Raw genomic sequence first — 15,750 nt, 5'->3', positions numbered from 1 at the left:
AAGCGACCATGGACATGCCTAAAGGGGGAGTTTCCGCCCCTGCCGACAGCGGCGCCTACACCGACCTCAATCGTCTGAACAACCTCAAGATTGGCGATCGCGACAGCGACGCCAACCTCAAGAAGGTCGCTCAGGAATTCGAGTCGCTGTTCGTCGGCGAGATGCTCAAGTCCATGCGTTCCGCCAACGATGTGCTGGCCAAGGACAACCCGCTCAACACCGAGACCGTCAAGCAGTACCAGTCCATGTACGACCAGCAGCTCGCCGTGACCATGTCGCACCAGGGCGGTATTGGTCTGCAGGACGTGCTGATGCGGCAATTGTCGAAGACCAAGGACGTGGGCCACAGCGCTGGCAACAACCCGTTCCAGCGTCCTGGCAGCAACGGCACACCCCTGGGGGCGGTGCACAACAGCGCCGCCGACAGCACTGCCAGCACCGCGGTCAGCGGCGCCAACCTCATGGCCAAGCTCAACGAGCGGCGCCTGTCGTTGCCGAGCAAACTGTCCGATCGTCTGCTGGCGGGCATCGTCCCGTCGGCTTCCGGCGATGGCACCACCGACGCCAGCCGTAATCGCTTGCACCCTGAAGGCACGGCGCATTCCAACGTCCTGCTGGCGGGCCGGAGCCAGGTCGCCACGGCCACCGCTGCAGTCGCCAGCACCAGCGACGCCACCGGCACCGATGGCGGCAACGGCGACTGGACCCAGGATCCGACCTTGCCGATCATCAAGGCGCAGGAAACCCGCCGCGTGCAGATTCCGTTGGCGCCTGGCAAAAGTGCGTTCGCCTCGCGTGACGAATTTATCGACACCATGCTGCCGATGGCGCAAGAAGCCGCAGCACGTATCGGCGTCGATCCCAAGATTCTGGTGGCCCAAGCCGCGCTGGAAACCGGCTTCGGCAAATCGGTGATGCGTGCCGAAGACGGCACCAGCAGCCACAACCTGTTCGGCATCAAGGCGTCCGGCAACTGGCAGGGCGAGCAAGCGCGGGCGATCACCAGCGAGTTCCGCAATGGCGCGATGGTCAAGGAGACGGCGCAGTTCCGCTCGTACTCCTCGTATGCCGACAGTTTCCACGATTTGGTCAGCCTGTTGCAGAACAACGATCGCTATAAAGGTGTGGTGAATGCGGCCGATAACCCGGAACAGTTTGTAAAAGAGCTGCAGAAAGCCGGCTACGCCACCGACCCGGACTATGCCTCGAAGATTTCCCAGATTGCCAAGCAGATGAAGAGCTACCAGAACTACGCAATGGGTAGTTCTTCCACGACTTTATAAGGGCTGAACCATGTCGCTGATCAACATCGGGCTCTCGTCGCTCAATGCCAACACCGCAGCGCTGAACACCATCAGTAACAACATTGCCAACGTTGATACCGACGGCTATTCGCGCCAACAAACGGTGACCACGTCGTCCGCCCTGCAGAATATCGGCGTGGGCTACATTGGTACTGGTACGACGCTGTCCGATGTTCGTCGCATCTACAACAGCTTCCTCGATACCCAGGTGCAGACCACTACCGCCCTGGCGGCCGATGCCACTGCGTACTCGACCCAGGCGTCGAGCACCGACGCCCTGCTGTCGGATGACAGCACCGGCATTTCCACCACCATGGCGTCGTTCTTTACTCAGTTGCAGGCCGTGTCGACCACTGCCAACGATGCCTCGTCGCGTGCCTCGTTGCTGACCTCCGCGAAAGCGTTGACGGCTCGGTTCAACTCGGTCGCCTCGCAATTGGCTGCTCAGAACACCGACGTCAACAGCCAGCTCGCCAGCACCGCCAGCAAGGTCAACGACCTCGCGGCCAGCATCGCCAAGCTCAACACCCAGATCACTCAGGCGAACAACGGCGGCAGCCCCAACAGCCTGCTCGACTCGCGCAACGAAGCCGTGCGCCAGCTCAACGAGCTGGTGGGCGCCAAGGTCATCGACAACAACGGCAGCTACGATGTCTACATCGGCAATGGCCAGACCCTGGTCAGCGGCAGCACGGTCAACACGTTGACGACCGTACCGAGCACCACCGATGCGACGCAGATGAGCCTGCAGCTCAACTATTCGCAATACAGCACCGACGTCACCTCGGTGATCAGCGGCGGCAGCATCGGCGGTCTGCTGCGTTATCGTTCTGACGTGCTGACGCCTGCCACCAACGAGCTGGGGCGTATCGCCCTGACCATGGCCGACACGGTCAATAGCCAACTGGCACAAGGCGTCGACAGCTACGGCAACTTCGGCAGCGCCCTTTACAGTGACATCAACAGCGATGCGCAAGTGACCCAGCGCAGTATCGGCGCCACGACGAACAAGGGTTCCAGCAACTTCAACGTCAGCATCAGCGACACCAGCAAACTGACGGCCAACGACTACCAGGTGACCTTCACCGACGCGACCCACTACTCCGTCAGCAAACTGCCGGACGGCACCGCCATGGGCAGCTACAGCACCGCCGACAAACCCGAGATCGACGGCTTTCAGCTGTCGCTCAACGGTACCAGCGTGCAGGCCGGTGACACCTTCAAGATCACCCCGACGCGCTCAGCGGCCACGGCCATTACCACGGTCATGACCGACTCCAAGACGCTCGCTGCCGCGGGTGCCTTGACCGTCAATGCCGGGGCCAGCAACAGCGGGTCCGGCTCGGTCACCCAGCCGGCCCTGAGCTCGGTGCTCGACGACGGTTCGAGCGCCGACCTGCAGGCCGGCATCAAGAATTCCTCGCCGGTCAAGCTGGTGTTCGGGGCGACGGCCACTGACGGTACGCAAAGCTACAAGGTCTACACCGCCGCAGGCACCGAGATCACCAGCGCCGCTGGCAGCATCGTGCCTGGCCAGAACAACGCATTGAGCATCACCATCCCGCTGCTGGACTCGAGCGGCGCCGCCATTGCCGGCAAGAGCTACAGCTTTGCGATGACCGTGTCGGGTACCCCAGCCAGCAACGATACCTACACCGTGTCGATGACCGCCGCCGGCTCCTCGGACAACCGCAACGCCATCACCACCCTGGCGCTGCAGACCAAGGCCACCATCGGTACCGCCGACGGCAACGGCGTGAGCCTGTCCGATGCCAACGCATCCTTGGTATCCAGTGTCGGTGCCAAGGCGGCCCAGGGCACCAGCGACGTGACCGCGACCACCGCGGTATTGACTCAGGCCACCACTTCGCGGGATTCGGTATCGGGGGTCAACCTCGACGAAGAAACCGCCAACCTGGTCAAGTATCAGCAGTACTACACCGCCTCGTCGCAGATCATCAAGGCGGCCCAGACCATGTTCGATACCTTGATCAACAATCTTTAAGGAGCGCTGACGTATGCGTATTTCCACCAGTCAATACTACGAAACCAGCGCTGCCAACTATTCCCGCACCTACGGCAACGTGGTTGCATCCGGCGAAGAGGCCAGCAGCGGCATCAAGGTCAATACCGCCGCCGATGATCCGGTCGGTGCCGCGCGCCTGCTGCAACTGGGCCAGCAGAGCTCCATGCTGACGCAGTACAAGAGCAACATGACCGCCGCCACGACCACCATGACGGCTTCGGAAACTGCGCTCACCAGTATTACCAATGCACTGCAGCGCGCCCGCGAACTGGCGCTATCGGCCAGCAACGCCACCTATACCGACGCTGACCGCCAGGCCAACGCCGAGGAGCTGTCGCAGATCCAGTCTCAAGTGCTTGGCTTGATGAACAGCCAGGATGCAAGCGGTAACTATCTGTTCTCGGGTTCCAAATCATCGACGCCGCCCTACACCGTGAACGCCGATGGTTCGTACAGCTATAACGGCGATCAGACCTCGACGAACGTCGCTATCGGTCAAGGCTTGTCGATCGCCACCAACACCACCGGTTGGGATGCTTTCGAGCAGGCGACCAATACCACCCGTACCAGCACCACGCCGAGCGTCAGTGACGGCAAGGTCACGCTCTCGGGCGGTATCGTCTCGAACAGCGCTACCTACAGCTCTTCGTTCACCAGCGGCGCGCCCTATACCATCAGCTACACCAGCGCCACGCAGCTGAAAATCACCGACAACACCGGTACAGACAGGACCTCGGAACTGACGGCCAATGGCGTGGTGTCGGCCAGTACCGCAGCGGATCAGACCGTCAGTTTTCGCGGTGTCGACCTGACCCTCAACGTCAACCTTGCCACCGGTGATGACGCCTCGACTGTGTTGACCGGTCGCAGCTTCACTTTTGCGGCCACGCCGGACACCTTCAACACCGCACGGGTCAGCACCAACACCTCAACGTCGCAGATTACCTCCGCCATCACTGGCGCTTCCGATTCGACTGCGTCCGCGGCCACCCAGGCGGCCGATGCGGTTGCCTACACCAGCAAGTTCCCTGCGAGCGGTGCGGTGGTGAAGGTCACCGGCACCACGCCGACGACTACCGTGGCGTTGTATGCGTCGCCTTTGACTGCCAACAGTCAGCCGATCGACAGCCAGACACTCACGGGTGGCTCGGTGACCCTCGCCGGCGTCAAGTTCAGTATCAGCGGTACGCCGGCCACCGGCGATCAGTTCACGGTGCAGTCCAATACCCATACCAATCAGAACATTCTCAACACCTTGAACGATCTGAGAACTGCGCTGATGACGCCGACTGACGGCGACGCCGTGGCGACCCAGAAGCTCAACGCTCAGCTGCAATCGGCCATCGGCAACCTGGCTTCCGGGAGCGATCAGGTCAGTACGGCGCTCAGCTCGATTGGTGCTCGGGGCCAGGCGGTGGATGCACAATCGACCACCAACACCACGCTGACCACCAACAACGACACCAACCAGTCGGCCATCCGCAATTCCGATCCGGCCGAAGTCATGACCCGCTTGACCTTGCAGCAGACCATGCTCTCGGCGGCGCAACTGGCGTTCAGCCGTATCTCGCAGCTTGGCCTGTTCAACAAGCTCTAAGCTACACTCGCTACCTGTAACCGCGGGGCAGGTGCCCCGCGGTCATCCCTTCTGTAGCGTCCGCGCTTGTCACGTTGTCGCCGGACGCCTGCCGCGTGAGAGCGTTCATAGTGTCTTCAGTCCCGCTGATCAGCATCGTCATTCCCGCTTCCAATCCGGATTTCTTCGCGATGGCGTTGCAGGATGCGCTGGCGCAGACCTACCCCCATCTGGAAGTGATCGTCTGCGACGATTCGCGCGGCAGTGAAATCCAGGCCGCTTGCGAAGCTCAAGGGCTCAACAGCCAGGTGCCGATCCGCTACCACCGCAACCCGCAACCCCTGGGCCTGGCGGGCAATCTGCAGCGCGGGCTGGATGACGCGCAGGGCGAGCTGGTCAAGTTCCTCTGCGATGACGACCGTCTGTACACCGAGTGCGTGCGCCGTCAGGCTGCCGCCATGCTGGACAACACCGACGTCAACCTGGTGCTCGCGCAGCGTTATTTCTGCGATCGCGATGAGATCCGCCTGCCCGCACGCATGGCCAATGTGGGCATTGCTCCGACTACCGCACTGTTCCTGGGATCGGACATGCTCGGCATGCTCGATACGTATCCGGCCAACTTTCTCGGTTGCTTCAGCAGCGCGTTGTTCCGTCGTGTCGATTTGCAGGCATTGCTGCCCGCGCTCACCCAGCCAGGGCATTGTTTCGAGGCATTGCTGGATCTGGCGTTGTTCGCTTGCCTGCTGGGCCGCGGCAACATGGTGTATATCAACGATATCCTCACGGTTGAACGCCTGCACCCGCAGCGCTTGAGTCGGCGCCAATCGATCATTGATGGAATGGAGCGCGAGCGTGGCTGGTTGGGTCAGATGCTCAAAGAGCGCAGCAGCGAGCCGCCGCAAAAAGGCTATGTGCGCTATGTGCCGCTGGAACAGGCCGAGCAGTCGCCCCGTGAATGGGAGGAGTTGGGCCTCAACCATGCGCTGATCCGCAAAGTCGGGCAACAGGCCTTCCATGTCGGCTTGGCCAGCGAAAGTTTTGCCGAGCTCTACCAGGATTGGCTCGGCTGCAGGACACTGAGCCCGGCGCACCTGGAGCTGTTGCCGGATGTGGTCGCCAGTTGGCCGCAGCGCCCGCGCATCGTGCCGGTGATCGTCAACTCCCTGGGTAACAGTGCCGGGGTCGAGATCAGCCTGCGCAGCCTGGCCGAACAACATTACCCGCCTGAGCTGATTCTGGTGCTGAGCGCCGACTGTGTCGCGCCGCAGTTGGAGGAAAAAGTCTTTACCCTGCCGTTGCAGGACGACGTCAACGCCCAGATCAACCAATTGCTGCCGCAGCTGGACGGCGCCGACTGGATCTACCTGCTGCGCAGCGGCGATCGCTTGACCGCGCCGGCGTTGTTTCTGCTCGCTCAACGCATCAGCCAAAGTGCTGACTTGCAGTGCCTCTATAGCGATGAAGGTGCGCTGCGCGATGGCGAATCCCGGGACCCGGTGTTCAAGCCCGACTTCAACCTGGACATGTTGCGCAGCTATCCCTACGTCGGGCGCAACCTGGTGTTTCAGCGCCAGGCCGTGCTGGCGTGCGGTGGTCTGCAGTCGCGCTTTGGCGAACTGGCGGGCATCGACGTGTTGTGGCGCTTGTTCGAGTCGTCCGGCAGCCTGGCGATCGGGCATGTCGCCGAGGTGCTGGTAGAGTCGCAATATTCCCTGGCGCAGTGGCTGGCCGTGCCGCAGGTAGTCGAGCAGAACGCCCCGGTGGTCGAAGCCCACCTGCAGCGCCTGGGCATCGATTATCGGCTGCAGTCGGGGGCCGGCGTGTTGCTTACCCATATCGAATACCTGCATCCGACCCGCCCGTTGGTGTCGATCGTGATCGTCAGCAAGGATCAGCTCGCGTTGGTGCAGCGCTGTGTCGAATGCCTGCTCGGCAATACCGGTTACGGCCACTTCGAGGTGGTGCTGGTCAATAACGCCAGCGTCTCGGCCGATGCTCGGGCCTGGTTTGCGGGCATGGCGCAATTGGGTGGCGACAAGCTGCGCGTGCTCGATTGTGCATCGACCCTGACCCCTGCGGCAGCCTTCAATGCGGGCGCAGCGCAGGCCCGTGGTGAGTTCGTGTTGTTTTACAGCCCGTACCTGGTGGCGACCCAGCAGGACTGGCTTGAGCAGATGGTGCAACTGGCGCAGCGCCCGGAGGTGGCCATTGTCGGCCCCCGCCTGGTTCGCCCGGATGGCGCCATTGAACAGGCGGGCCTGGTGCTGGGGATGAAAGGCGGCTGGGGCACGCCGTTTTTCTCGGTTGCGGCCGACGCGCCGGGGTACATGCAGCGTTTGCAGATCACCCAGAACTACAGCGCTGTGGGCATCGACTGCCTGATGGTGAGCAAATCGATATTCGATGAGCTGGATGGGTTCAATACCACCCATTTCGCCAGTCTGGGGCACGACGTGGACCTGTGCCTGCGCATCGCCGAGCAGGGCCTGCTGACCGTCTGGACGCCTTATGCGCAGCTGGCGATCGGCGCCCGCAAGGCGTTCAACGACACGGCCGAGGCTCAGCAATTGGCCGGTAGCCACCTGCTTGACCGCTGGCTGCCGTCTATCGCCCGGGACCCGGCCTACAACCCCAGCCTGAGCCTGGACGGCGCCAGTTTCGTCCTTGAACCCGGCAAACGTAACGACTGGTACCCCTTCACCCATCGGCCATTGCCGACCGTGCTGGGGCTACCGATAAACACCACGGCCGTCGCCCACTACCGGGTGGTGCAGCCGCTCGAGGAATTGGAAGCGGCAGGGCGTATCGTCAGCCGCGTAGCCTATGAAACCCCGACGCTGGTGCAAATCGAACGGTCGCGTCCGGATGTGGTGATCCTGCAGGGCCGGTATTTCGAGAACGCCATTCGCGAGGCTGTCGATCTCAAGCGCTACTTCAACAGCCGGTTGATCTTCGAACTCGATGACCTGGTCACCAACGTTCCGAAAAAGAACGACCATGCGCGAGACCTGCCGCCCACGGTGGCCGACAGCATCCAGAAAGTGATCGCCCTGTGTGACCGGGTCGTGGTGTCGACCGAGCCACTGGCCGACGCGCTGGCGGGGATGCATCAGGATATCCGCGTGGTGCCGAACATGTTGGCGACCGAGCTGTGGAGCAATCTGCACAGCAAGCGGCGCACTTCGCGCAAGCCTCGGGTGGGTTGGGGCGGCGGCACCAGCCACCGCGGCGACCTGGAGTTGATTGCCGATGTCGTGCGTCTGCTGGCGGACGAAGTCGAATGGGTATTCTTTGGCATGTGCCCGGATATCCTGCGTCCCTACGTGCATGAATTCCATGGCGTGATCGGTCTGAGCGTCTATCCGGCCAAACTCGCCAGTCTCAACCTGGACCTGGCCCTGGCACCGCTGGAGTTTCACCCGTTCAACGACTGCAAGAGCAACTTGCGCCTGCTGGAATACGGCGCCTGTGGCTACCCGGTGATCTGCAGCAACACCGCGGCCTATGGCGGTTATCTGCCGTGCACGCGAGTGCTGACCAACTCCACCGCAGAATGGCTGGAGGCGATTCGCATGCACCTCGCCGATCCCGAGGCCAGCTACCGCATGGGCGACGAGCTCAAGCGCACGGTGATGCGCGACTACATGCTGCGCGCCGATAACGTCCAGCATTGGGCGTCGGCATGGCTGGGTGACTGACCGCTAGACGGCCCGTAAGGGGGCAAGCCCCTTGCGGCATGCAGGCCACGCGTCGCCGTGGCTGGCATGCTTCATGCAAATCCCCCCGATAGCGTCATAAATCCGCTCTTTGCGATGCAGTGGTTCCCGACCGCGACGTATCACTGGCAGTCGTCGAATCCTCTTTGTCCCGTCACAGCCGTCTGCCCGTCTAAGGAAAGGTCATGCCAAATCTGCCAGTCTCCGAACATTCGCCGGCATTGCATGGGCGGCTTACGCTCGTGCTGCTTACGCATAATCGTCCGGCCTTTGTGCGACGCGCGCTGCAGTACTACGCCACGCTCGATTGCCAGGTGCTGGTGGTAGATTCGTCGACCACGTCCAATGCCGAGATCGCCGGTCAGTTTCCTGACGCCGACTACCACTACGTCCCGCAATTCTCTTACCGAGCCCTGGCCGCCAAACTCAAATATGCCGTGCAGCAGGTCGAGACGCCATTCATGGTGTTTGCGGCAGATGACGACTTTGCCTTGCACGATGGCCTCGCCAGCGCATTGACATTCCTCGAGCAGCATCCGGACTACGGGCTGTGCCACGGTTATTCGCTCATGTACCAGGCGCAGGCCGACGCGGTGTCCTATTACCGCCGCGACCGCAAGGTGCAGGAAGACTACGCCTACGACTCGGGCCGGGCACGTGCACTGGCCTACATGGGCCAATACCTGCCGACCCTGTACGCAGTGACCCGCACTGGGCTGATCCGCGACTGGCTGGCCCAGGTGGCAGATGACATCAGCTTCGAGTGGCTGGAAATCAGCCAGGTATTCTGGCTGCTGGCCAGCGCCAAGGCGCGGGTGTTGCCAATTCCCTATGTGGTACGCGAGCTCAATTATTTGCAGTCCGAGCATGGCAGTGACGTGCTCGGCGTGCTGCGTCGACCGGACCAGACATCGGTGGCGGCGCGCGAGGCATTTGCCGAGCGGCTCGCCAACGTGCCGAGTTTTGCCGAGCACGACCCGGCGCAACGCCACGGCGCAGTGCTCGACTGCTTCGATGCGATGAGCGAATGCCTGAGCAGCGGCCGTTCGTTGGGCTTGGAGCTGATCGTAGAATCGCGCTGGAAAGACGCGTTCAAGCCGCCGCAGCGCCTGTTCGAACCTACCCAATACGTGGAAATGCCGTTCTACAATCAGGCGTTTTTCGATCAGCTCACCGCCATCGAGTTTCTGATCCACGCAAAGCCGGCGGGGCGCCTGCAGCTCTCGCAACTGGAAGGGGTCTGGACCCGCCAGGAGATGCTGCTCAAGGGGCATGCCAACGACGTTGCCGAAACCGTCATCGAGCGTCTGTGGAAGGCGATGGATTGCAGCGTGTTCAACCGTCGCGTGGTCGAGCAACTGGTCCTGCGCCTGAGCGAGGTGGATGAAACCGAAGCATGCGAGTTGCTTCAAGCCTGGGCCGCGCGTCTGCACAGTGTGGACATCCGCGACAACCTCGAGACCTTCGCGACCATGCCTTCCGGCCGCCTGATGAGCTGGCTCGAGGCGCGCAGCCCGGCGCCTGCGCAGGGCCAGGCGATCACCCAGTACCTGCAAAGCCAGGCCGCTACGCCGCAGATCGGCATCTTGCTGCTTGACCTCGATAACGACATGGAGAAGCTGCAGGTCACCCTCGACAGCCTCGTCGAAGGTCATTACACCGCGTTCAAGATCACCGTCTTCACGACCGGCGAGCCGCCGGTGGCGACGACCGTGCTCAACACCTTGCATTTCGTCAAGGTGACCAAGGCGCTGTATATCGACAAGCTCAATCAGATCGCTCGGCAATCGTCCTGCGATTGGCTGATCCTGGCCGAGGTGGGTGACCAGTTCACTGCCGCTGGCCTGGCCCGTGCGGCGCTGGAGCTGCTCAAGGCGCCCGATTGCCGGGCGGTAGCCGCCGACGAAATTCACCGCCAGCACGACGGTTCGCTCAAGGCCGTGTTCCGGCCGGGGTTCAACCTTGACCTGCTGCAAAGCGTGCCGGCGCTCATGGCTCGCCATTGGCTGATCCGTCGCGACGTGCTGGTCGGGGCAGGCGGCTACTCGGCCAACTTCAGCCAGGCGCTGGAGTTCGACTTGCTGCTGCGCATCATCGAGACCGGCGGCATGGGCTGGCTGGCCCACCTCGACGAACCGTTGCTGATCTGCAGTGCAGTGCCGCTCGAAGAGAATGTTCACGAGCGCCAGACGCTGATTCGCCACCTGACTACCCGTGGCTACCAGGCCGCCGTGACCAGCGAGTCCCCAGGCACCTATCGCATCGATTATCGCCACAGCGCGCGGCCACTGGTCAGTGTGATTCTGCCGTGCCAGGACAACCTCGCGCAGTTGCAGGCCACGCTTGAAAGCCTGCGCCTGCGCACCCGCTACAACCGCTATGAGGTCCTGGTGGTGGACAACGCCTCGCAGGGCCCTGACATGCTCCATTGGCTGGACCACAACACCCAGCCTGCCGGGCGCGTGCGGGTGCTCAAGAGCGAGCAGCCCATCAGCCTGGCGGCGCTGTACAACGCTGCCAGCCAGCAGGCCCAGGGCGAGTTTCTGGTGCTGCTCGACAGCGATGCCGAGGTCGTCAACCCGAACTGGATCGAGTCATTGCTCAACCATGCCTTGCGCCCGGAAGTGGGGGTGGTCGGCGCCAAGCTGATCGACGCCAGCGGCCAGGTGACGCAGGCCGGGCTGATCCTCAGCCAACGCGCAGGCGTATTGCCGGCCTTCAGCGGTGCCGCCAACGGTGACCATGGCTACCTGCAACGCCTGATCGTCGACCAGAACTACTCGGCCGTATCGGCCACCTGCCTGATGATCGGCAAGGCGCTGTTCGAGTCGGTGGGGGGGCTGGAAGACAATCTGTTCGCCAGCGCCTTGAGCGATGTCGATCTGTGCCTGAAAGTCAGCCAGGCCGGCCAGTTGATCGTGTGGACACCCTACGTGCAGGTCGTGCACCCGGGCAGCGTCGCGCAACCGGCGCAGACTTTGTTCTCGCTGCAGCGCAAATGGCCGGGCAATTTTGCCCATGACCTTGCCTACAATCAGAACCTGTCCCAGCTCGGCGGCTCGTTCGCCTTGGGTGACGCCGCCGCCATCGACTGGGCGCCGCTGCTGGGCTGAGCCCGCAGCGCGCAGAGGATCACGCCATGTTCAACGACAAATCGATTTTCATCAGCGGTGGCACCGGCTCGTTCGGGCGCAACTTCATCCGCCGCCTGCTGGAGCAATATCAGCCACGCCGGGTGGTGGTGTTCTCCCGCGACGAGCTCAAGCAGTATGAAATGCAGCAGGTGTTCAACGCGCCCTGCATGCGCTATTTCATTGGTGATGTGCGCGACGCCGAGCGCTTGCGCATGGCCATGCGCGGCATCGATTACGTGGTCCATGCCGCGGCGCTCAAGCAGGTGCCGGCGGCGGAGTACAACCCCACCGAGTGCATCCGTACCAACGTCAATGGCGCCGAAAACATCATCAACGCGGCCATCGACAACGGCGTCAAGAAGGTCATTGCACTGTCCACCGACAAGGCCGCCAGCCCGATCAACCTGTACGGCGCGACCAAGCTGCTGTCGGACAAACTGTTCGTCGCCGCCAACAATATCGCCGGTGCGCAGGAGACGCGTTTCTCGGTGGTGCGCTATGGCAACGTCGCCGGTTCCCGTGGTTCGGTGGTACCGTTTTTCAGCAAGCTGGTGGCCGAGGGCGCCAAGGACCTGCCGATCACCGATGCGCGCATGACTCGCTTCTGGATCACCCTCGACCATGGCGTGCAGTTCGTGCTCGACAACTTTGCGCGCATGCATGGCGGCGAGATTTTCGTGCCGAAGATTCCGTCCATTCGCATCGTCGATCTGGCCAGCGCCATGGCGCCCGGCTTGCCTCATCAGCTGGTGGGGATTCGTCCGGGCGAGAAGCTGCACGAGTTGATGGTGCCGACGGACGATGCGCGCATGACGCTGGAGTTCAAGGATCACTACACCATCCAGCCGTCGATTCGCTTCACCCAGGCTGACCTCGACTTCGCCGTCGACGGGTTGGGCGAGCGCGGTACGCCGGTGGCGGAGGATTTCGAGTACAGCTCCGACACCAACAGTGAGTTCCTCGACGTGGCGCAGATCGCCCGGCTGCACGGCGAATTGCAGGCATGATCCCCTACGGTCGGCAGAGCCTGGACGCGGCGGATATCGATGCCGTGCTCGAGGTGCTGCATTCGGACTGGCTGACCCAGGGCCCGACACTTGCACGCTTCGAGGCCGCCGTGGCCGAGCGCTGTCAGGCGCAGCACGCGGTGGCGGTCTGCAATGCCACAGCGGCTTTGCACATCGCCTGCCTAGCTGCCGGTCTGGGCCCGGGCGACCGCCTGTGGACCAGCCCCAATACCTTTCTGGCATCGGCCAACTGCGCCCGGTACTGCGGCGCCTCAGTGGATTTCGTCGACATCGACGCCCACACCTGGAACCTCGACGCCCATCGGCTGGCGGCCAAACTGGCGCAGGCCGAAGCGGAAGGGACCTTGCCCAAGGTGGTGGTGGCGGTGGCCTTCGCCGGCCAGAGCTGCGACATGCAGGCCATCGCCGCGTTGGCCGAGCGCTACGGGTTTATCCTCATCGAAGATGCCGCCCACGCGTTGGGCGCCGACTACGCTGGCCGGCCGGTGGGCTGCGGTGCTTTCGCGGCCATGACGGTGTTCAGTTTTCACCCGGTGAAAATTATCACCACGGGGGAGGGCGGTATGGTCCTCACCAACGACGCGCAACTGGCCGCCAAGCTGCAGCGCCTGCGCAGCCACGGCATGACCCGCGACCCGGAGCAAATGGACGAAGCCAGCCACGGCCCTTGGTATTACCAGCAGGTCGAGCTGGGCTTCAACTACCGCATGACCGACATCCAGGCCGCGCTGGGGCTCTCGCAACTAGGCAAACTCGATGCCTTTATCGCCCGCCGCCGCTATCTGGCCGAGCGCTATGGGCAACTGCTGGCGGATTTGCCCTTGACCCTGCCGAGCGCTCAAGCCGAGGCGCAATCGGCCTGGCACCTGTACGTGGTGCGGTTGCAGACCGAACGCCTGTCGGTCAGCCATCGGCAGGTGTTCGAAGGCCTGCGGGCCGGGGGGATCGGCGTCAATCTGCATTACATTCCGGTGCACTTGCAGCCCTATTACCGCGAGCAGGGTTTTGCCGCCGGGGATTTCCCCGAGGCCGAGCACTACTACACCCAAGCCATCAGCCTGCCGATGTTCCCGGCGCTGACCGATGACCAGCAGGATCAAGTGGTCGAGCAGCTGCGCCAACAACTGGAGCGGCGTTCGTGAGCACGGTGGCGATCATTCCGGCGCGCGGTGGTAGTCAGCGTATCCCGCGCAAGAACATCAAGCTGTTCAATGGCGAACCGATGATCGCCCATTCGATTCGTACGGCAAGGGCCAGCGGCCTGTTCGACCAGGTGGTGGTCAGTACCGATGACGCCGAAATCGCCGAGGTTGCCCGCGCCTGGGGGGCCGAGGTGCCGTTCAGGCGTCCGGCGGCGCTGGCCGATCATTTCACCGGTACCTCGGCAGTCATCGAACACGCCCTGCGGGCACTGCGCGACAGCGGCCATGATCACGATCTGGCGTGTTGCATCTATGCCACCGCGCCGTTGTTGCAGGGCCGGTTTCTGCGCGACGGGCTGGCGCTGTTGCAGGCCAATGCCCGGGCGTCCTATGTGTTTTCGGTGTGCACTTTCCCGTTCCCGGTGCAGCGCGCCTTGACCCTCGATCCGCTTGGCCGGTTGACCGCGTTGTACCCCGAGTTTGGTCAGGTGCGTTCGCAGGATCTGGCGCCGGCCTATCAGGACGCCGGGCAGTTCTACTGGGGCCGCAGCGAGGCCTGGCTGCGTGGCGATGTGGTGTTCTCCGACCTCAGCCTGCCACTGATTTTGCCCCGGCATTTCGTCCAGGATATCGATACCGTCGAAGACTGGACCCGTGCCGAGTATCTCTACGCGGCCCTGCAGGCCAATGGCGAACTGCAGCCGTGAACGTGTTGATGCGGGTCGACGCCTCGACGCTCATCGGCAGTGGCCATGTGGCGCGCTGCCTGACACTGGCCAAGGCCCTGCAAGGCTTGGGCGCGCAGGTGAGCTTTGCCTGCCGCCGCCTGGCCGGTGACCTGAGCGCGCAGATCGCCGCGCAGGGCTGGCCGGTTTACCGGTTGGCGGTGGAGGCGCCTGACGATGGAGCTCAAGCGCGAAACGCGGCGAACATCGAAGCCTTGCTGCCTTGGCAGCCGGACATCGCCGCGCTGGCCGGGCAGCTGCCGCCGGGCACGTGTTTCGACTGGATCGTGGTCGACCATTACGGCCTCGATCGGCACTGGGAAGTGGCGGCGCGGCCGTGGGCGGCGCAGATCATGGCAATCGACGACCTTGCCAATCGCGCGCACGAGGTCGACCTGCTGCTGGACCAGAACTTCAACGCCAGCACGCAGCGTTATGCGCCCTGGCTCGAAGGGCGCTGTCGCACGTTGCTGGGGCCGGAGTATGCCCTTTTGCGAGAGGAGTTCGAACGTGATGCGCGGCCTGTGCGCCAAGTGGTGGAGCGGGTGGTGGTCAACTTCGGCGGTATGGACGCCGCCGGCCAGACGCTCAAGGCGCTTCAGGCGTTGATGGGGCTCGCAGGGCAGCAGGTGACGCAGGTGACATTTGTGGCCGGACTGAGCAACCCCCATTGGGCTGAGTTGCAGGCCTTGGTCGAGCAACGGCCGCAGTGGCAGTTGCTGGCCTACAGCGCCGATTTCGGCCAGTTGATGGCCGCTGCCGATCTGTTCATCGGTGCGGCGGGCGGGACCACTTGGGAGCGCGCCGCGCTGGGCTTGCCGACCCTGTGCATGGCCGTCGCCGCCAATCAGCAAGACAACGCCCAAGCGCTTGCCGCGGCCGGCGTGCATCGTTATCTGGGGCCCTGCGCGCAGGTGTCGGTAGCGGCATTGGCCGAGGCGATTGGAGAACTGCTGGCTAACGTTGAAGCGCGCCAGCGCTATGCCCGGCTTTCGCGGCAACTGGTCGACGGTCGAGGCGCAAGGCGGGTCGCCGCCGCCTTGGGCGGGCTGCCTGGCAGTTGAACGCCTCGGTCGGGTAACCATTTACCCTCAAG

The 15,750-nt window shown here is 63.2% G+C and carries 9 protein-coding genes; all 9 read left to right on the top strand.

Going from position 1 to position 15,750, the window contains the following annotated elements; translation table 11 throughout:
- The first annotated feature begins 8 nt into the window (after window positions 1–8).
- The 9 genes from flgJ (at window position 9) to pseG (ending at window position 15,718) form a co-directional block, all read left to right on the top strand.
- Window positions 9–1,283, top strand: a complete 1,275-nt coding sequence (flgJ, locus tag LIX93_RS19875; RefSeq protein ID WP_226505771.1) for a flagellar assembly peptidoglycan hydrolase FlgJ — start codon at window positions 9–11, stop codon at window positions 1,281–1,283.
- 10 nt (window positions 1,284–1,293) lie between these two features.
- Entirely contained in the window at window positions 1,294–3,309 is a 2,016-nt protein-coding gene (gene flgK / locus LIX93_RS19870; protein ID WP_226505770.1) for a flagellar hook-associated protein FlgK, read from the top strand.
- 13 nt (window positions 3,310–3,322) lie between these two features.
- Window positions 3,323–4,927: a flagellar hook-associated protein 3 gene (locus LIX93_RS19865; RefSeq protein WP_226505769.1), complete on the top strand. Its 1,605-nt coding sequence runs from the start codon at window positions 3,323–3,325 to the stop codon at window positions 4,925–4,927.
- Between the two features lie 110 nt (window positions 4,928–5,037).
- Window positions 5,038–8,607, top strand: a complete 3,570-nt coding sequence (locus LIX93_RS19860; protein WP_226505768.1) for a glycosyltransferase — start codon at window positions 5,038–5,040, stop codon at window positions 8,605–8,607.
- Window positions 8,608–8,810: 203 nt separating this feature from the next.
- Window positions 8,811–11,738, top strand: coding sequence for a TIGR00180 family glycosyltransferase (locus LIX93_RS19855; protein WP_226505767.1), 2,928 nt, complete (start codon window positions 8,811–8,813; stop codon window positions 11,736–11,738).
- A gap of 26 nt (window positions 11,739–11,764) precedes the next feature.
- Window positions 11,765–12,766, top strand: a complete 1,002-nt coding sequence (gene pseB / locus LIX93_RS19850; RefSeq protein WP_226505766.1) for a UDP-N-acetylglucosamine 4,6-dehydratase (inverting) — start codon at window positions 11,765–11,767, stop codon at window positions 12,764–12,766.
- Window positions 12,763–13,929, top strand: coding sequence for a UDP-4-amino-4,6-dideoxy-N-acetyl-beta-L-altrosamine transaminase (pseC, locus tag LIX93_RS19845; protein WP_226505765.1), 1,167 nt, complete (start codon window positions 12,763–12,765; stop codon window positions 13,927–13,929). Before pseB ends, pseC begins: the two co-directional genes overlap by 4 nt.
- Entirely contained in the window at window positions 13,926–14,636 is a 711-nt protein-coding gene (pseF, locus tag LIX93_RS19840) for a pseudaminic acid cytidylyltransferase (RefSeq protein WP_226505764.1), read from the top strand. The genes pseC and pseF overlap by 4 nt, the downstream gene beginning before the upstream one ends.
- Window positions 14,633–15,718, top strand: coding sequence for a UDP-2,4-diacetamido-2,4,6-trideoxy-beta-L-altropyranose hydrolase (gene pseG, locus LIX93_RS19835; RefSeq protein WP_226505763.1), 1,086 nt, complete (start codon window positions 14,633–14,635; stop codon window positions 15,716–15,718). Before pseF ends, pseG begins: the two co-directional genes overlap by 4 nt.
- Window positions 15,719–15,750 lie beyond the last annotated feature (32 nt).

Source organism: Pseudomonas sp. MWU16-30317, from assembly GCF_020515695.1.
Classification (GTDB): Bacteria; Pseudomonadota; Gammaproteobacteria; order Pseudomonadales; family Pseudomonadaceae; genus Aquipseudomonas.
The sequence above is the reverse complement of the archived record's forward strand: the minus strand, read 5'-3'. Positions and strand labels throughout refer to the sequence as shown.

Coding starts and splice junctions, on each gene's coding strand:
- pseC (WP_226505765.1), top strand. CDS start 12,763: ATGATCCCCTACGGTCGGCAGAGCCTGGACGCGGCGGATATCGATGCC.
- pseB (WP_226505766.1), top strand. CDS start 11,765: ATGTTCAACGACAAATCGATTTTCATCAGCGGTGGCACCGGCTCGTTC.
- flgJ (WP_226505771.1), top strand. CDS start 9: ATGGACATGCCTAAAGGGGGAGTTTCCGCCCCTGCCGACAGCGGCGCC.
- LIX93_RS19855 (WP_226505767.1), top strand. CDS start 8,811: ATGCCAAATCTGCCAGTCTCCGAACATTCGCCGGCATTGCATGGGCGG.
- LIX93_RS19865 (WP_226505769.1), top strand. CDS start 3,323: ATGCGTATTTCCACCAGTCAATACTACGAAACCAGCGCTGCCAACTAT.
- flgK (WP_226505770.1), top strand. CDS start 1,294: ATGTCGCTGATCAACATCGGGCTCTCGTCGCTCAATGCCAACACCGCA.